General features: G+C 48.1%; 9 protein-coding genes. 1 reads left to right on the top strand and 8 read right to left on the bottom strand.

Annotated features, from left to right (window positions below; all coding sequences use genetic code 11):
• Nucleotides 1–289 precede the first annotated feature (289 nt).
• The 8 genes from QT990_RS11495 to QT990_RS11460 all read right to left on the bottom strand — a co-directional run bounded on the left by QT990_RS11495 (nucleotide 290) and on the right by QT990_RS11460 (nucleotide 12516).
• Complete coding sequence (locus QT990_RS11495) at nucleotides 290–1447, bottom strand: DNA cytosine methyltransferase (RefSeq protein WP_333465264.1); 1158 nt, start codon at nucleotides 1445–1447, stop codon at nucleotides 290–292.
• A gap of 231 nt (nucleotides 1448–1678) precedes the next feature.
• The gene (gene rppB, locus QT990_RS11490) at nucleotides 1679–3010 is read right to left on the bottom strand and encodes a two-component system sensor histidine kinase RppB (protein WP_333465263.1); all 1332 of its coding nucleotides are present in this window, start codon (nucleotides 3008–3010) and stop codon (nucleotides 1679–1681) included.
• Nucleotides 3011–3096: 86 nt separating this feature from the next.
• Nucleotides 3097–3810: a two-component system response regulator RppA gene (gene rppA, locus QT990_RS11485; RefSeq protein ID WP_333211107.1), complete on the bottom strand. Its 714-nt coding sequence runs from the start codon at nucleotides 3808–3810 to the stop codon at nucleotides 3097–3099.
• The gene (locus QT990_RS11480; protein ID WP_333465262.1) at nucleotides 3807–6956 is read right to left on the bottom strand and encodes an efflux RND transporter permease subunit; all 3150 of its coding nucleotides are present in this window, start codon (nucleotides 6954–6956) and stop codon (nucleotides 3807–3809) included. The genes rppA and QT990_RS11480 overlap by 4 nt, the downstream gene beginning before the upstream one ends.
• Nucleotides 6957–7062: 106 nt before the next feature.
• Nucleotides 7063–7722, bottom strand: coding sequence for a hypothetical protein (locus QT990_RS11475; protein ID WP_333465261.1), 660 nt, complete (start codon nucleotides 7720–7722; stop codon nucleotides 7063–7065).
• A 626-nt stretch (nucleotides 7723–8348) separates the two neighbouring features.
• Entirely contained in the window at nucleotides 8349–9443 is a 1095-nt protein-coding gene (locus tag QT990_RS11470) for an RNA-guided endonuclease TnpB family protein (RefSeq protein ID WP_333465260.1), read from the bottom strand.
• A 392-nt stretch (nucleotides 9444–9835) separates the two neighbouring features.
• Entirely contained in the window at nucleotides 9836–10804 is a 969-nt protein-coding gene (arsM, locus tag QT990_RS11465) for an arsenosugar biosynthesis arsenite methyltransferase ArsM (protein WP_333465259.1), read from the bottom strand.
• 83 nt (nucleotides 10805–10887) lie between these two features.
• Nucleotides 10888–12516, bottom strand: a complete 1629-nt coding sequence (locus QT990_RS11460; RefSeq protein ID WP_333465258.1) for a hypothetical protein — start codon at nucleotides 12514–12516, stop codon at nucleotides 10888–10890.
• A gap of 761 nt (nucleotides 12517–13277) precedes the next feature.
• Between QT990_RS11460 and psaA the strand changes: the two genes are divergently transcribed.
• Complete coding sequence (gene psaA, locus QT990_RS11455) at nucleotides 13278–15572, top strand: photosystem I core protein PsaA (protein ID WP_333140502.1); 2295 nt, start codon at nucleotides 13278–13280, stop codon at nucleotides 15570–15572.
• Nucleotides 15573–15671: the final 99 nt, after the last annotated feature.

Here is a 15671-nt window from a genome sequence, read left to right as displayed (position 1 = left end):
CTGAAAACCATTAGAGGATATGAATATATTTACTGTGAATTCCCTCTTAATCCACTTGACCCAAATGCTTTTTCTTGGGCTTGGACAGTTGATAGAGTTACTGGAAGACCGGGAGCAGGCCTACAAGGCAATGTTGCAGGTAAGCTAGAGTTAGTTTGGTACAAAAATCAAAAGCAACTTTTTAGAGCTAGAACCATTCCTCCAGAAGCAGTTCACATCAGAGTTAAGCGAACTCGTATTACACTCGATCGATATGTGCAAACTGTTCTCTCAGCTTTGCAAGAGCAACTCAGTACACAGTCTTTTGACAGTGAACTTGGAGAATAGATGCAGCTATTGCTTTACCGAGAAGTGGGGGTACTGATTCTCCGATTTGAGAAGCCATATCAGTGTATGTTCCCAGAAAGTTAAAGTTATCTGGGTAAGAGTGCAATCTTGCAGCTTCACGGATTGTAATTGTCCGATTTTGGGTTGGATGAAAAAACCTGCCCGATCCTGGATGGAAAACCCACCTTGTGATAGTTCTTGCGGGTTTATCCCAGTAAAGCCTTCCATATGCACCGCTATAGTGCTTTTTAGGAGCTAATTCCGGTGGCAAGTCTCTAGCATCTTGCCCTTCACTAAGAAGACGCACTCTTGACATTTGAATGGGGCTCAAAGCACGAGCAACGTGATTGAAAAGTTTCGTACTTCCATTACGTATCATTGCTTGGTACGCAGTTTGGGGTGGAAAAGGATAAACTTCAGCATTATATTCCTCTCCTGCGTTCAATGACGGCAAATCTCCAATCGCATCTTTAACTGTGACGACTGAAGAAATGTTTGATTCTAGGAGACTAAGTTGGTAACAAGATTTAGTAGCTCTGTAATCGCTTCTAATGTCGCCAGCGTGTGTAGGTTCAGGGAATTGAAGTGGTTTATCTAAACTCGCCAGGAAAAAAGCCCTTGATCGGGTCTGCGGTACTCCATAATGCGCGGAGTTTAGTGAGCCATAAGTGACTTTATAACCTTGCGACTCAAGTTGCTGTGTAATTTCATTCTTAACTACACCACCATAAGCTTTCAAGATTTCAGGTACGTTCTCAATAACAACGTAAAGGGGTCTAAATTCCTGTACGAATTCTAAAAATGTCCGATATAACTGATTGCGAGAGTCGCTGAGGTAGCGATAGTCAGCAGGAATATTTCTTGAAAATCCTTGGCATGGGGGGCCGCCTATCAACGCTGTTAGTTCCTCCCTCTGCAAACCCAAACATAATCGCAAATCTAAAGGATTGACCTCACGTATATCCTGATGAACAATTTTGGTGTTTGGGTAATTGTGCTTATAGGTCGCTAGAGCTTTCGCATCCACCTCGATCGCACATAAAGATTCAAAACCCGCCAGGTGAAATCCTGTAGTCAAGCCACCCGCACCAGAAAATAAGTCAATAGTCTTATATGTCATAATCGAATACTATAGTATTAGGAAGCTATTGTCAACCAACTTCAGCAATTGGCGTCTCTTGCTTGTCCTAAATTTTATCCTTGCTTTTCCCTGAAATTATTTTCCAAAATAACCAATACACCGTTAATTTTATTCTGGTCGATCGCACTTACGATCGAGTTAACCCAGAGATTGATATTCTGCGGTTCCCCTTGCAAAGGCAATCTTGACGCGATCGCAGTAATATTGTTCTCATTTGAGTGGTAGACGGATTGTAAATGTACTGCCTTTTCCTAACTCACTCTGGACTTGAATGGTGCCTTGATGAGCCACTGCGATCGCACTTGCAATCGATAGCCCTAATCCAGCACCACCCGTGGCTCTAGAACGATCGCTCTGCACTCGGTAGAAACGATCGAAAATTCGCGTTTGCTCGGCTGGGGCGATACCAACACCTGTATCTTTAACTTGAATTATGGCTTCCTTGTCGGTGCAATCGAGGATGGCAAGGATTAGCCCTCCTGGGGGAGTGTAGTTAATCGCGTTGGTAATTAAATTCGTCACCATTCGGTAAAGTTGGGCTTCATCCCCAAGAATTACAACGGCTCGCGAAGCACGAATTTCTAACTTCAATTCCACCTCAGCCACCATTGCTAAACCTGCAAGTTCTTCTACTAAATCGCCGATCAGATAGTTGAAACAGCAATGCTGCAATTGAGTCGGAATCTGTTGTTGCTCAATTCTACAAATAAACAATAAATCTTTCACTAACCTAGAAAGGCGGATGTTTTGTCGTTCGATAATATCCAGGTTTTGACTAACCTCCGGTAAATCTTCAGCCTGACGAGTATCCTCAACAGTAGCCTGAATGACAGCCAGAGGCGTTCGCAATTCATGAGCGGCATCCGAGGTGAATTGTTGCATCTGGCGATAGGACTGATAAATTGGTCGCATCGCTAATCCAGATAACCACCAACTAGCTCCTCCTACTAGCAGCATGACCAAGGGTAAGCCTAAAAAGAGCAACAATCGCAAAGTGCTCAGATAGGCATCCCATTCTTTGAGCGATCGCCCAATTTGCATATAACCCCAAGGCAAACCGCTGTTTGTTCTCAGTAATAGAGAAATTTGATAAAAGCGATCGCCATTAGAAAGATGCAGAATTTGCCAAAACTCTTTTGGTGCAAAGTTTTCTAATACATCCGGCTGCTCTCCAACCTTTGCTAATATTTCCCCAGATTGGTCTAAAAAGCGGAGATAATATCCCTCCTGCTGAAACACCCTAGCAGTATGTCGCGCCCCGTTATTGCCTGAAGAGTAACAGTTTTCATTCCACAGACATAAACCGGGCAAAATAGTTTTCAAGCTGGATGAAAGCTGTCCCGGTTGTTGTAATTGTGGTTCGATAGTGTCATGCAGCGTTCCGGCTAAGGACTGTAGTTTTTCCTGGAGAATGTATCGCTGCGTGTGAAACACAACCTGATAGACTGCAACACCGCATATACCTAACAACAACCCAATGACGATCGCATACCAACCCGCAAGTTGCCAGCGCGTGCGGTTAAATAGCTTGTTGGAGTGCATATTATCTGTTGACTGTTGACTGTTGACTGTTGACTGTTGACTGTTGACTGTTAACTTCTTCCTTCTTCCTTCTTCCTTCTACTTAGTTACTTGCTCAAGCGATACCCGAATCCATGAACCGTTTCAATCATCCCGTCACAGCCATAATCTGCCAGCTTGCGCCGCAACAGACGAATTCTAGCAGCAACTACATTGCTCATCGGGTCAGTATCAACATCCCACAAACGAGTCAAAAGTCGATCGCGCGTGAGGATTTGGTTCGGATGCTGCATGAAATATTCCAGTAACCGAAACTCATTAGCCGTCAGAGGAATCACCCTTAGCTGTCCTTCGTCATCCGTAGTGCAGATGATGGATTTAGTATAGTCAAGCAGCAATCGCCCCACCTCAAGTTGGGCAGGATTGAAATGGGGTGAGTTTTCTGGCGACAAACTCCGTCCCCGTCGCTGGAGTGCCCGCAACCGAGCTAACAATTCTGCTTTAATAAACGGTTTCATCAGATAGTCATCAGCACCCGCATCTAGCCCTGCCACCATATCCTCTGTTCGATCTTTTGCCGTCAACATCAAAACGGGTAATGGATTATTCTGCTGGCGCAAGCGTTGGCATAGTTCGACGCCAGAGATTTCCGGCAGCAACCAGTCAAAAATGGCAACCGTGTACTCGATCCATTGGTCTTCCAGATAGTTCCAAGCAGTTGTGCCATCTTGCACCCAATCCACCAGGTACTTTTCTCGGCTCAAGGTGCGTTGCACGATCGCACCCAAATCGGGTTCGTCTTCCGCCAGCAGAATTCTCATTTTAGCCCTACTCCATCTCCATTCGTTGGTGTCTGCTCCATGCTGTAGTTTCTCAACTCGTTGATTGCCAGCATCCGTTTAGGCATCAGAAACTTCCCAAATCGAGCATACAATGCAGGTAGAACCAGTAGGGTGAGAGCAGTTGAGGTAAAGAGTCCGCCGAGGACAACGATCGCTAGCGGCTGCAACAATTCCTTACCAGCGCCACCGCTTAAAACCAGGGGAATCATCCCCAATGCCGAGGTGAGTGCTGTCATCAGAATCGCCAGCAACCGTTCCATCGAGCCTTCGACAATGACTTTGGGAAGCGGCATTCCTTGTGCCAGTTTGGTGTTGTAGTTGTCTACAAGCAGCAACCCATTGCGCGTCGCTACGCCAAACAGCGTCACAAAGCCCACCATTGACGGAACTGAGATAACGCCGCCCGTCAGCAGGACTGAGATAACACCGCCAACCAGGGCTAATGGTAAGTTGATCATAACCATCAGCATGGCAGGAACGGATTTCACCGTGAAGTACATCAATACGGCGATCGCTAGCACTGCTAATATTCCGAAAATTAGGAAGTTTTGAGCAGCCCGTTGTTCCGACTCATACTGTCCGCCGTACTGAATATAGTAGCCTTGGGGCAGTTGCACTGATTGCTTAACCTTGGAGCGAATGTCATCGACGACCGAAGCAACATCGCGTCCCTGTACGTTGGCTGACACTACAATTAAACGCGAGACGTTTTCCCGGTTAATCGTATTGGGCCCATTGCCAAACTCAACCTTTGCCACTTGCGAAAGCGGGATGATTTGACCTGTTGGGGTATTAACTTGGAGGTTGCGAATCGTGTTGAGATTGCGACGGGCTGATTCGTTGACCCAAACCAACACATCTACCAACTGTTGACCATCGGGCACTTGAGCAACCACGCGACCATTCAGGGCTGTTTCCGTGAAATCGGACAATTGGGCGATCGTCAATCCGTAGCGGGCGGCTGCATCTCGGTTAAATTGAATTTGTACTTGACGGATCGGTATTTGGGGCTCAAGCTGAAGGTCTACCACTCCCTTCACGTCTTTCATTGTCGTTTCGATTTGTTCTCCAATGCGGCGTAGTTCTTGTAAATCGTTGCCGAATACTTTGATCGCGATCGCACTCCTGACCCCCGACAACACTTCATCCATCCTGTGACTGATAAATCCACCGATATTGGTAGCAACTCCCGGAAACTGGCCCAATGCCTCCCGCAAAGCTTGGATCGTAGCAGGACGGTTTTTCATCGCTGCTTCACTCAGTTCCACGTCCAAGTGTGCCAAGTTCACCGATGCCGCATCCGGATCGCCCGGAGCACGCCCCGATCGCAGTTGTACTGATTCAAACCGGGGGTCATCCTTAAGGGCGGTTTGAATCGCTAAGCCAACGCGATTGGTTGCTTCGAGTGAGGAACCCGGATAAAGGGCGATCGCATTCATCAGCGATCGTTCCTGGAACGTTGGCAGAAAATCCCGTCCTAACGTCGGCACAATCAACATTGCCGCTACCATTGAGGCTGTGGCCAATCCTAAAATTAAGGTAGAGCGACGCATCGCCATTCGCAGCAACGGATCGTAAAGTTGTTTAGACCACCGGGCTAGGAAGGGTTCTGTCGTCTGCATCCGGCTGTGGGGCAACAGAATGGCACACAATGCAGGCGAGATAATCAGCGATTCCAGGCTGGAGATGACAACCACCACCAGATAGGCAATGCCCATCGGGGTGAAAATGCGCCCTTCTACCCCAGAGAGTGTGAAAATCGGTGAAAAGACGATAATCCCAATTAACGTCGCTCCAATCAGCGACTCGCGCACCTCCTGAGAACCCTCAAAAATAATCTCCAGTGGTGGCTTGGGATTGGGCGAGAGGCGATTTTCCCGTAAGCGGCGATCGGTATTTTCGCAGTAGACGATCGCATCATCCACTGCTGTCCCGATCGCCACTACCAATCCGCCGAGGGTCATGGTGTTGAGTTCCAGTCCGATCCAGGAACACACTAACAGCGAGAACAGTAGCGAGAGAAAGAAATCCAGCAAACAGATGGTGAGGGTGCGCCAGTTCATTAGAAAGGGAATCAGGATGGCTGCGACAATCAAACTGCCTTCGATCAAGGCCGATCGCACATTACCAACTGAGGCATCAATGTAGGCATCTTGCCGGAAAGTGACATTCGCCTTTACATCCTTGGGTAAACCTGGTTTAATTTCCTCCATCGCCTCGATGATGGCTTGCGTGACGGTGGGACTATCCACCAAAGGTTGCTTGTTGACCATCACCACCACAGCCCGTTTAGTATTCCAACTGGCATCGCCTCGCTGGAGTGCAGCCCCAATCTTCACCTCTGCCACATCCCGCAGTAGAATGGGTTTTCCCTCCTGCACCTTGACGACTGCTTTTTGCAAATCTTCGATCGTCTGGATTTGTCCCTCTCCCCGAATGACCAATTCGCGATCGGGGTCAATCAACAATCCACCGGCGGTTTTGGCATTTGCCTCGTTTGCCGCCTTGACGACTTCCTGAAGCGAAACCTTCAACGCTTTGAGTTTTTCAGGATTCGCAATCACCTGAAACTGCTGCAGATCTCCACCGTAGACTAGCACTTGCGATACGCCTGGAACTGCCAACAACCGATTGTTGACTTTGCCATCCACCAAACGCCGCACTTCCATGATCGATGTAGTGTCAGACGTGAACGCATATTGAATCACCGTTCCGATGGGGGGAGCTAGGGGCGATATCTGCGGTGTACCAATTCCTTCGGGTAATCGGTCTTGCGCGTCCTGCAATCGCTCTGCGACGAGTTGACGAGCTTGATAGGGGTCAGTTCCCCACTTAAACACCACCCGCAATACAGAAATTCCTACGGCTGAGGAGGTACGGACGACTTCAACTCCTGGTGTTCCGTTGACCGCACTTTCTAGCGGTAATGTCACCAACGATTCCACCGCTTCCGGCGCAAGACCGGGGGCTTCTGTCTGTACTTCTACTTGAGGGGGCGCAAAGTTGGGCAACACGTCGAGGGGCATTCGACTTACAGTATACAGGCTCCAGATGGTCAGGGCGATCGCCCCGATCACCACTAACCATCGTTGAGCAATAGACCATTTGGGGATGACGTTTAACATAAAAATGAAATTTGGATAGCATTACGCAAGTTTTTAGGAGACGGAGTAAAGATTTTTACTCCGTCGCGATCGACTGTTACCAAAAATCTTGGTTTTTGAATGTCTATTAGTCCTTGCCTTTTAACCCAAAGACGGCGAATCCACCCACCAGTAAAACTCCTGCGCCTGCTACCCACATCAAGGGTGACGATCCTTGAGCAGGCTGCGTTTCTGCTGGCAATGTAGCGGCCGATGCTTGCGTTTCTGCTGGCGATGTAGCGGGTGATGCCTGCGTTTCTGGCTGCGATGTAGGGGGTGATGCCTGGGTTTGGGCCTGCGGTTTACCTCGCAATGCCTCCGAGTACAAAAACGTTGCCCCCTGCATCACAATCTGATTTCCCGGAACTAAATTGCCTTCTTTAATTTCCACCACATCTCCAGAGTCGCTACCAATCTGAACTGAGATTGGTTTGTAGGTTGTTCCTTCCTGGATGTAGACGAGCTTTTGCCCATTGGCATCAACTAAGCTGGTGCTGGGAACTTTGACAATACCTCCATCGGTTGTAGGGGCAATTGCCTCTGTCTTAATTCCCAATGCGGTTGCTTTACTGGCATCAACTTCGATCGGCTGCATAATCTTCGCCGCATCGCCACCTGCAAACTCGTTGTCATGCCCAACGTGCGCCAGCACCGGGGCCGAAGCCGTGCACAACACTAATCCCAAAACAAAACTAGATCCGTAACGGGCGATCGATAATGAACTTGAATTTAAAGATTTCGATAGCATGGAAATTTCCTCCTCACATTTAGCGAACGGGGGTGATGAAGACAGCCACTCCTCTCAAGAGCAATCTATTCCTTACTTCAGAGTTGTGAACCTTCTCCCGCTAGGATGTCAGGCGGAAATAAAAATTTGATGAAAATTTGAGGCGAAGTCTAAAATTAGAGACCTCTATACCATTGCTCAGGGAGCATCTCATATTTGTAAAAACACTTATAATGGCTCCTTCCTTCTTCCTCCTTCCTTCTTCCTTCTTCTTCTTTCCTCCTGACTCCTGACTCCTGACTCCAATTTCTAGCTTGGCTGCATAAGTGAGATGCTCCCATTGCTCACTAACATGAGGTGCAAAGAGGGCTTGACACTCCCTGTGCTGAAGCAGCAGGGATTCTAAAGAAACTACCAAAAGGTAATTCTTGAAGGCGCTGTCAAAACACCTCTAGACGTTCAAAACAACTACCTTTTGGTGTTGCAATTACGCTTACTTTTTTACTTCATGCTTTCGTTCGTACTTTTCAACACTGCTTTGTAAAACTTATCTAAACTTGTCTAAACACATTTTTAGACACAATTCGGAGCTTACTTCCTACGCTGTTGGGTAGACGGCTAATCCCAAGATAAGTAGGCTATCCCCCTCAAGCCGAGGGTTCCCAATTTAAAATGTTCAGGCTCGCGTTAAAATCACGATCCAAAGATATGCCACAAGCAGGACAGTCAAAAGTCCGAACGCTTAGTGGCATATCTTTTTTTATGCCACAATTAGAACAAGTCTTAGTGCTAGAAAACCACTGGTCTACCAACACTAAGCTAGCTCCATACATTTGGCACTTGTAGTCGAGTTGACGTTTAAATTCGTAGAAGCCGAGGTCAGATATTGCCCCTGCTAACTTATGATTCGCCATCATTCCTTGAACGTTCAAGTTTTCAATCTTAATTAGCTTGAAAGTTTTAGCTAAATAAGTTGTCAACTTGTGGAGAAAATCTAAACGAATGCGAGCTATCCCTGCATGGAGTTGACTAATTTTATTGTAGGTTTTGCGCTGGTTTTGAGAGCCTCTTACCTGCTTAGAGGCTTTGCGTTGCAAAGTGGCAAGCTTGGTTTTCGCACTGGCTCTTAAGGGTTTTGGTGCATTAAAGACCTGCTGAGTTGATAGCGTGGCAAAAGAATTAATGCCGACATCAATTCCTACCGAACTTTCAGACTGCTGAACAGGTAGACGCTCAGCATCAACGCAGAATGAGACAAACCAACGACTTCCTTCTTTTGAAATCGTGAAAGTTTGAGAGATGAAGCTACACTCTAAGGGTTCAAAAAGTCGAAAAGTTCCCAACGTAGGAATCTTAATAGTCCTGCCAGCGCTTAGTAGAACTTTTCCGTTAGACGAATCGACTGTAAAAGATTGACCGGATCGGCGACTAGCGAATCTTGGATGACCTGCTTTCCCAGATCGATACCGACTAAACGCATCTTTTAGATCGATCAACGCATTTTGGTAAACTCGACTAGACAACTGGTTCATCCAGCCGAATTCAGGCTTTTTCTTGACGTAGTTGGTAAGAACTTTTTTGACTTCGTTGAGCACCTTCGAGTCTGTAAATTGTCCCTCGCCATACATTTGAGTCCGCAAGCTTAACCCAAAGTTGAATACTACGCGCCGGAATCCTGCGTGTTTTGCCATCAAAGTCGCTTCCTTGTTATTTAATTTGAGCGCTCGTTTGACGGCAAACATAAAACTTCCTCAAGGGTGATTAACTATGGATAAGTTTAGACAACTATTTCGCACTTAAGTCTTGCTCTTGCCAGTTCGGTACGCTCCCCATCCTGCGCTGCTTGGCTGTGCCATAGTCTTTCTCAGACAATAATAAAAATGCTGAGGGTGTCTTACTGCCTGGAATTTCACCGTTCTAGGAATGGTTCAACACGTAGTTGATACGCCTACTTGTTCCGCATTGTTGGAGTATAGCACAGATCACTGGCAGCCTAAAGACTGCAACTGCGTTTCATCAAGAGCTTGAAAGACCGGGGTTCTCACGCGAAGCGCTATAGGAAGCGCCCACACCTCACTTCTTTGAGAAACACTCTATTCCCAAAAGATTACAGCCCCATTATTCCGAAATAAATCTAACAGCAACCACCGCCGTTATAATGCCAAGTCGAATCAGTAATCAACACCTTATCCGGCATTAATCCCCCCAACTTCCCAGCAGTTTTATCGCAGACAGCCGCCGGAACTCCCCGCTGCAAAACGTGGCCTGCCCCGTCATCAAACAGCTCTTCAGACCCAGTATAAATCGCCGTCTTGCCAGTGAAAATGCAAGCTCCGTCATCCGGTACATCCACTTTGAAAGACACGGAATCTAGGCTTTCTAACAGCAAATCCGCATCCAATTGATAATTGTGTTTGTCCAGCAATCGGTAAGGACGGCGCGCCCGCACTTCCACTTGCCCAAAACCAACGTCTACAAGGTGTTGAACGTATTCTGCGTATGTCAAAGCGCCGGACAAACACAAGGCCCGCAAGCGTTGATCTTCCTTCAAATGCTGCGGAATGGGCCGAGTTGCGATCGGATCGCTCATCAACAATCTGCCGCCCGGTTTTAACACCCGATAGGTTTCTTTTAATGCCTTAGCTAAATCCGCCGGTTCAAAAATATTAAACAAGCAGTTTTGGGCAACAACATCTACAGAAGCATCCGGCACTGGCAACGCAAAAGCATCGCCTTCACAAATTTCCACAAAACTAGCATCGAACCAATCATTTTCTTGGGCGGCTATTTGCAAGTTTCGTGCAGCCGCCTCTCGCATTGCTGGAACCGGATCGACGGCAATAACTGCTCCTTTGTGTCTAGAAAAATATGCAAATTGTAGTGCTTCCAAGCCGCCGCCTACACCTACATAAAGCACGAAGGGATTGCCGACGAGTTCGGCGGCGTGAACGGTTGTGCCGCAGCCGTAATTCATTTCTTGCATTTGTTGGGGAATTTTTAATCCTGGCAATTGCAAGGGGCTGCTTTGGACGCAGCAAAGTCCGATTTGGGGTGTTTCGGCAACATCGCTGTAGAATTTGGCTGCAGTTTCGAGGTAGGTCATTTTTTAGTGTCCTAATTTTTGATTTTTGACCGCAGATGGAGCACGGGCGAGACGCCCATGCCACGAATCCCAGAAAGTTTTTGTTAGGTGGAAAATTCGACTTTTTGTTCGGATTTTGGCTGATTTTCGGGTTCGGAAACTGTTGGTTCGGGAGGGGCTAATTCGCTGGTTGGCTGGCTAGCAGTTTCAGCGGCAACTGGTGGCGTTGGCGGTACAAGATTGGGAGACTGTTCTGGTACCGCGGGAGCGACTACTTTTGGTACTGGAGCTTTTTCTGTTATTTCTGGCAGAGTTGGTGGCTCTGAAGGATTAGCAGGTTGGGGTTCTTGATGCAAGAAGTTGCGGAACCGATTGTAGTATCCTTTATATTCCTGTTTTTTGGTTTGGGGAGATGCTGTTGGGGTCGGTTCGATTATTTTAACGGGTACAACAACTTTCGGGGTTTCTAACTGTGGAGTTGCTGTCGGTGTCGGTTCTATTACTTGAACTGGTTCTACAATTTTCGGTGCTTCGAGTTGGGGGGTTGCTGTTGGTGTTGGTTCTATTGCTTGAATTGGTTCTACAATTTTCGGCGCTTCGAGTTGGGGGGTTGCTGTCGGTGTCGGTTCTATTACTTGAATGGGAGCAATTTCGGGAGCGACTGTTGGCTGTAAGCTTGGTTGGGTAACAGGGGTTTCTGGAACCGCTGGTGAGGGTTGGACAACTGGTGTTTTTTCTAATGCAGGTGTCGGTGTCGGTTCGGGGGTTGGGGTTGGTGTGGGTGCGGGGGCTTGGTAGGTGGGATCGACTATACCGCGACTTTCTGCTGCTGTTAGTTCGCCCCGCACTAATTTAGAAAGAGGCTCTTGGCCAAGCGGCTGGAAATTTATCAGTCTGACTGTATTATTAAAGGCGTTTTTGACGATATTTCCCCGTTCGTCAATTAATTCTAGCTGTACCCAGTTTTTCCCTGGTTTGAATCCTTTAAGATATATAGGTTGCCACTGGTCGATCGCAAAGCTTTGGCCGTTGACTGTGGCTCGAATTTTCCAATCGAGTATTTCATCTTGGGAATTTTCTTGCGCCACTTCGTGCGGAGGGGCATTTGTCAAGTAAAAGTCGAGCAGGATGGGTTCTGCCCCGTAGCTGCCTTGGGGGCTGTTGTACGTTAATAGGGGCAATGTTCGATCGGGATTATTGTCGTCTGTTTTGGTAAAAACGTGAAAGGTGGTTTGAGCCACGGCACCTTCGTTTTTAAAGCTTTCTTCCCAAGGGCGGGCGGCGAACACCTGCAGGGTATGGGTTCCGGGTTCTAAGTCGGAGAGCGTTAAAGGTTGGTTGATATCGTAAACTGCTGCATAAGGTTGGTTGTCTAATAAAACTTGCAGATGGGGGCCCAAACCCAAGTTTGCATCTTTGAAAATGGGCAAGTCCTTCACTTGGAACTCAACAGATACATTTATATCCTGAAGCACTTCGTCAGGTTTTGGATTCAAAATACTAATTTGAGGCTGGTAGATTTCTAGAGCCTGACGCAGTTGTTGAATGGCTTCTGGGGGAGAAACCTCTGAGATTCTGTTTACTGGGGCTGTAGCTGAGCCGCTCTTGTTCCCTGATTTGGGCAATTCGGGATGGCCCGCGCCACAACTTGCTAAACCCAAAATTAATACTGCTACTGCGAACAATGCCAGCAGCCTGCCCGCAACCGTTCTGTGCCAATTGATCCCAATCACGCAACCATACTCCTAGAAGCCTTCTCATAGGGAACTATAGCCCAAAAATGAATTTAGTATTGGGGAATTGCCGGCTTTGGAATTCCCAAGTCGCGTAGGAACCCGGATTGAGGCAGCAGCGGGCAACCCATCCTCTCTCACTCTTAATTGCCGCAGCCTTTTTCCCAAACATATAGCGGTTCTCAAGCGTGGTGAGGTATGGGGGCTTTGTCCTAGGCCTAGGCCTATGCCCACGGAGGCCTATGCCCTATGCCCGCCAGAGCACCTCATGTTACTGAGAAAGGCTATATATCTACAAATGAGTATTCCTAAATTACCTTATCTTTGAGTTTTGTAAAGTTAATGGCAGTACCCCTTGACTTTTTAGAGCGACTGTGGGATTTAAAGGCGTTATTACATCAAGAATAGAGGCTTTTTTAAGTATTGTTAACAAGCGATTAATACTCCTCTAGCAAGCTTATAATTCATAAAACTCCCTCAAAAGGAGCAGCCGTATCAAGTCTGAATCAAGGAGGCGATCGGCGGCTCCAGATAGCGAGAAGAGTTGGCAGTACCCAGTCACATTGTTAGCGACACTGGGAAACTGGCTTCTTCACAGAAGCAAAATGCTTGGGGAGACGATGCACCTGCGTCTAGCTCTGCAAAGAGTAAAGTGCAGTGAAGTGTCGGCTTTTTCGAGAATCCCCCGCCTAATCAAGCGTGGGGAGTGTCCGGTACAGTGTTCAGTTCTCGTTCCTTGTCTTACCGAGAGGAGAGTCTTCATGACCATTAGTCCTCCAGAGCGAGAGGTAAAAGCTAGGGTAGTAGTCGATAAAAATCCGGTTCCAACTTCTTTCGAGAAGTGGTCAAAACCCGGTCATTTTGATCGCACTCTAGCTAAGGGGCCAAAAACCACCACTTGGATTTGGAACCTCCACGCTAACGCTCACGACTTTGACAGTCATACAAGTGACTTAGAAGACGTTTCGCGCAAAATCTTTAGCGCTCACTTCGGCCACTTGGCAGTAATCTTCGTATGGTTGAGTGGCGCATATTTCCACGGCGCTAAATTTTCCAATTACGAAGCTTGGCTGACAAATCCTACAGCCATCAAGCCCAGCGCTCAAGTGGTCTGGCCGATTTTTGGTCAAGAAATTTTAAATGCAGATGTAGGCGGCGGCTTTCACGGGATTCAGATCACCTCTGGTCTATTCCAACTGTGGCGCGCCAACGGCATCACTAACTCATACCAGCTATATTGCACTGCGATCGGCGCCCTGGTAATGGCAGCTTTGATGCTGTTTGCCGGTTGGTTCCACTATCACGTCCGCGCTCCGAAACTGGAATGGTTCCAGAACGTGGAATCGATGATGAACCACCACTTGGCAGTTTTGTTAGGCTGCGGGTGCTTGGGCTTCGCAGGACAACAAATTCACGTGGCTCTGCCGATCAATGCTTGCATGGACGCGATCGATGCAGGTGCACCGCTGACAGTCGGCGGTAAGCTGATCAAAACAGTTGCCGACATCCCCCTGCCGCACGAGTGGATTTTGACACCGGGCTTGATGGCTGACATCTACCCGAGTTTCGCTAAAGGTTTAACCCCCTTCTTCACCCTCAACTGGGGCGCATACACAGACTTCCTGACCTTCAAAGGCGGTCTGAACCCCACCACAGGCGGTTTGTGGCTGACTGATACAGCACACCACCACTTGGCTTTGGCAGTGCTGTTCATCGTGGCTGGTCATATGTACCGCACGAACTGGGGCATCGGCCACAGCATGAAAGAAATCCTAGAGAACCACAAAGGCCCCTTCACTGGTGAAGGTCACAAAGGTCTCTACGAAATCCTGACTACTTCTTGGCACGCGCAACTGGCGATTAACTTGGCACTGATGGGCTCTCTGAGCATCATCGTCGCCCACCACATGTACGCGATGCCTCCGTATCCGTACATCGCGACCGACTACCCGACTCAGCTATCCCTGTTCACCCACCACATGTGGATTGGCGGATTCCTGATTGTTGGAGCAGCCGCTCACGGAGCAATCTTCATGGTTCGGGATTACGATCCCGCTGGAAATGTCAACAACTTGTTGGATCGCGTGATCCGTCATAGAGATGCGATCATTTCCCACCTGAACTGGGTTTGTATATTCTTGGGCTTCCACAGCTTCGGTTTGTACGTTCACAACGACACGATGCGCGCTTTCGGTCGTCCTCAAGATTTGTTCTCGGATACCGGGATTCAGTTGCGTCCGATATTTGCCCAGTGGGTGCAAAACATCCACGCTTTGGCTCCGGGCACAACAGCGCCTAATGCTACGGAAATCGTCAGCCACGCTTTTGGCGGCGGTGCAGTAGTAGTCGCCGGCAAAGTAGCGATGATGCCGATCGAGTTGGGTACGGCGGATTTCATGATCCACCACATCCACGCTTTCACCATTCACGTTACAGTCCTGATTCTCTTGAAGGGCGTGTTGTTTGCACGCAGTTCTCGCTTGGTTCCTGACAAAGGCAACTTGGGCTTCCGGTTCCCTTGCGACGGCCCAGGCCGTGGCGGCACCTGCCAAGTTTCTGGTTGGGATCACGTGTTCCTAGGCTTGTTCTGGATGTACAACTGCATCTCGATCGTGATTTTCCACTTTAGCTGGAAAATGCAGTCGGACGTGTGGGGAACAGTATCGTCAGACGGCACAATTTCTCACATTACCGGCGGCAACTTCGCACAAAGTTCGATCACGATTAACGGCTGGCTGCGGGACTTCCTGTGGGCGCAAGCTTCTCAGGTGATTCAGTCCTACGGTTCGGCACTGTCGGCCTACGGTCTGATGTTCCTAGCTGGACACTTCGTCTTCGCCTTCAGCTTGATGTTCCTGTTCAGCGGCCGCGGCTACTGGCAAGAACTGATTGAGTCGATTGTTTGGGCTCACAACAAGCTCAAGGTAGCTCCGTCGATTCAGCCTCGCGCTCTGAGCATTATTCAGGGTCGGGCTGTGGGTGTAGCTCACTACCTCCTAGGAGGAATTGTCACTACGTGGGCATTTTTCCTAGCGCGAATCATTTCGGTAGGGTAAACTACCCCTAGGTTTTGGATTCTCGATTTGGGAGGAATCTCAAATCGAGAATCCAAACTCCGAACCGAATCCCTTCAATTTTGTTCAGGATTCAGGATT

Origin of the sequence: Microcoleus sp. T3_B1 (genome assembly GCF_036700445.1) — a bacterium.
Lineage (GTDB): Bacteria > Cyanobacteriota > Cyanobacteriia > Cyanobacteriales > Microcoleaceae > Microcoleus.
Note: the sequence above shows the minus strand (reverse complement) of the source record. Positions and strands in the feature narration are given on the sequence as shown.